Source organism: Skermanella sp., assembly GCF_059503625.1.
In genome coordinates this window covers 1-2,400 of the sequence record NZ_JCACHA010000429.1, presented here as the reverse complement: position 1 = coordinate 2,400, position 2,400 = coordinate 1, and the positions used below count along the sequence as shown (strand labels likewise).

The following is a 2,400-nucleotide window of genomic DNA, read 5'->3' as shown; positions in this document are numbered from 1 at the left end:
CCGGGTCTCGTCGTCCGCCGAAGCGCCGACCCGGTCCGTCTCCTCGCGCAGCCAGGTGACGAAGGCTTCGAACGGCGGGATGGCATGCAGCTCGATCCACTCGGACAGCCAGAACTGCCGGGGGCGCTCGGGCGGGCAAGCCTTGGCCCAGGTCAGGTAGCTCCATTCGGCGGCACACAGGACGCTGAGCACCTGGGCATAGCTGCCGCTGCGCCCCCCGGACTGAAGCAGGTCGATGAAGTCGCGGGTGACCGGCCCAAGCTCCGGCGTCTTCCAGACCGGTTCGGGGACATCGAGTTCCCTGAACGACCGCAGGAAGAAGTCGTTCTCGTCGGCGGTGACGGCGGCAGCGAACTGCGCGAATTGCCGTTTCGACGGCATGGACGGCGCATAGGCGATGGCGTAGCCCAGCAACGCCACGAAGCTGTTCACGAAAGCGTAGTCCTGGACCAGATAGCGGGCGGCGACGGCATCGCCGAGCGTGCCCGCCCCCAGTTCACGGGCGAACCGGTGCGTCGTCATGCGGGTCCAGTGCGGCTCGGCCCCGTCCCGCAGCCAGTCGGTGAAGCGTGCTTCCGGGTCGGTGTCGCGGTGCTCGTCGAAGGTCAATGCCCGTCACTCCAGCAGATCGTGATATTCGCGATGGCGGCGTATCCAGGCCGATGCATAGCTGCATATTGGCACGACCTTCAACCCTTCCGCCCGCGCGGTTTCCATCACGCCCCGCATCAGCCGGCCCGCCGCACCCGTGCCGCGCAGGGACGGCGGCGCCTCGACATAGGGGATGTGGAGGGTCGAGCCGTTGCGGCGGTAATTGGCGAAGACGATCCTGCCGTCCACATCCAGCTCGTAGCGGCTTCGCGCCGCGTTGTCGGTGATCCCGTCCGTCATGTCCGCCCCCTGTCGATCTATCCTGTCGCCGTATCCTATCGCTGCGCCGACACCTGACCCAGGTTCTCCAGCAAAGCGGCGTTGAACCGCTCCGGCGCCTGGACCTGCGGCGAGTGGCCCAGGTCCGGGAAAGTCACCAGGACGGAACCGCCGATGCGCCCGGCCGTGCGCCGTCCCAGTTCGGCGTAGTTGCCGAGCCGCTTCGCCAGATCGGCAGGAGCCCGGTTCTTGCCGATGGCGGTGGTGTCGCGCTCTCCGATCATCAACAGCGTCGGCACCCGGATATTCTGCACTTCATGGATGACCGGCTGCATGAAGACCATGTCGGAGGTCAAAGCCTGGTTCCAGGCGACCAGATCGCCACCCTCGCCCCGGTACATGCCGGCCAGCATCTCGACCCAGCGGTCGTAGCCGGGACGCCACTCGCCGTTATAGTAGGTCGATAACTGATACTTCCTGATGCTATCGGCATCGGTCTTAAGCTCCGACTTGTACAGATCGTCCACCGTGACGACTGGCACGCCTTCCGCCTTCCAGTCCTCCAGCCCGATCGGGTTGACCAGCACCAGTCCCGACATCTCGTCCTGGTACATCAGGGCGTAGCGCATCGCCAGCATGCCGCCCATCGAGTGCCCCATGACGATGGGATCGCTGACGCCGGCCCGATCCAGCAGGGCGCGGGTATTGGCCGCCAGCTGGTGGAGGCCGAACTGATAGGCCCGCGGCTTGCTGGATTTGCAGAACCCGATCTGGTCGGGAACGATGACTCGGTATCCCGCCTCGGTCAGCGGCCGGATGACGCCTTCCCAGGTGGCGCCGCAGAAGTTCTTGCCGTGCAGCAGCACGACCGTTCGGCCGTTGGGAGCGGCCGTCGCCGGCACGTCCATGTAGGCCATCGACAGCGGCTGGCCCTGTGACGTGAACTCGAACCGGCGGACCTCATGCGGATAGTCGAAGTCCGCCAGCATCGGGTCGGCCAGAGCGGACCGCACCGGCATAAGAGAGGCCCCGGCAAGTGCGATGCCCAGGACCAGTGTCGTCGCGCGTGCGATCCGCTTCATCATGTCCGCTACTCTTTCATATTCTCGACGGGTCAGGAGCCGGAACCGCCCGAACCCCCGACGAAGGCCTCGCGCAGCCGGCTGGCGACATAGGCCTGCGCCTCCTTGGCTTTTTCCACGACCGGAGCCGCGCCGAAGAATTCGTGCGTGACGCCCTCGTAGTTGTTGGACACCACTTCCACGCCGGCGTTGCGCAGCCGCTGGGCCAGCAGCTGGCCCTCGGAACGCAGCGGGTCGATCTCGGCGGTGACGATGGTGGTGGGTGGCAGTCCGGCCAGATCGGGAGCGTCAACCACGTTGATCAGCGGGTTGTTGCCATCGCGCGGGCTGCGCAGATACTTGTCGAAGAACCAGCCCATCATCGCCTTGTTCAGCGGCTTGGCGTTCTCGTTCTCCTGGTACGACTCGGTGTTCATATCGTTGCCGGCGACCGGATATATCAGCGCCT

Annotated in this window: 4 protein-coding genes; all 4 read right to left on the bottom strand. The window is 65.7% G+C overall.

Annotation, left to right across the window (positions count from 1 at the left end; genetic code table 11):
* On the bottom strand, positions 1-609 hold a 609-nt coding region (locus tag AC5JJ6_RS09405), incomplete at its 3' end, for a TenA family protein (protein WP_496041788.1).
* Between the two features lie 6 nt (positions 610-615).
* Entirely contained in the window at positions 616-891 is a 276-nt protein-coding gene (locus AC5JJ6_RS09400) for a GNAT family N-acetyltransferase (protein WP_496041787.1), read from the bottom strand.
* 35 nt (positions 892-926) lie between these two features.
* Complete coding sequence (locus AC5JJ6_RS09395) at positions 927-1,955, bottom strand: alpha/beta fold hydrolase (RefSeq protein ID WP_496041786.1); 1,029 nt, start codon at positions 1,953-1,955, stop codon at positions 927-929.
* 29 nt (positions 1,956-1,984) lie between these two features.
* Positions 1,985-2,400, bottom strand: a 416-nt coding sequence (locus AC5JJ6_RS09390) for an alpha/beta hydrolase fold domain-containing protein (RefSeq protein WP_496041785.1), incomplete at its 5' end; no start/stop codon positions are given.